This is a genomic window from Mesorhizobium sp. P5_C1 (genome assembly GCF_054049815.1).
On sequence record NZ_JBFULQ010001391.1, the window covers coordinates 1 to 560 of the forward strand.

Consider the following 560-nt stretch of genomic DNA (forward strand, 5'->3'; position numbering starts at 1 on the left):
GCGGCCGGTACGTTGAAGAAGTTGAGCCTGGAGCTCGGCGGCAAGAACGCGCTTGTCGCGTTTCCCGACGCTGACCCGGCCAAGGTCGCCGCGGGAGCCGTCCAAGGAATGAACTTCACCTGGTGCGGCCAGTCCTGCGGATCCACATCGAGGATATTCCTGCATGAGTCCATTCACGATGCGGTCGTCCAACAAATAACCGCGGCAGTTTCCAAGTTTTCCTATGGTGTTCCCACCGACCCGACAACTGAAATGGGCTGTTTGGTCAGCCAGCAGCAATTGGAGAAAACTGAGAGATATGTCCGGTACGGACACGAGGACGGCGCCACCCTGATTGCAGGCGGTCTCGCGCCTGCTGATCCGAAATTCTCGGGCGGCTTCTTCTATCCACCGACGGTCTTCGTGAATGTGCATCCCGCAATGAGGATCGCCCGCGAGGAGATTTTCGGACCAGTGATGTCGGTGATCAAATGGCAAGACGAGGAGGAGATGTTCGAGGCCGTCAACGACTCCGACCTCGGCCTTACCGCCTCGATCTGGACCCGCGATCTATCAACCGC

Annotated in this window: 1 protein-coding gene; it reads left to right on the forward strand. The window is 58.6% G+C overall.

What is annotated here, in order from left to right:
- Nucleotides 1-12 precede the first annotated feature (12 nt).
- A partial coding sequence (locus tag ACXJ7R_RS35975; protein ID WP_457155923.1) for an aldehyde dehydrogenase family protein occupies nucleotides 13-560 on the forward strand: 548 nt, incomplete at its 3' end.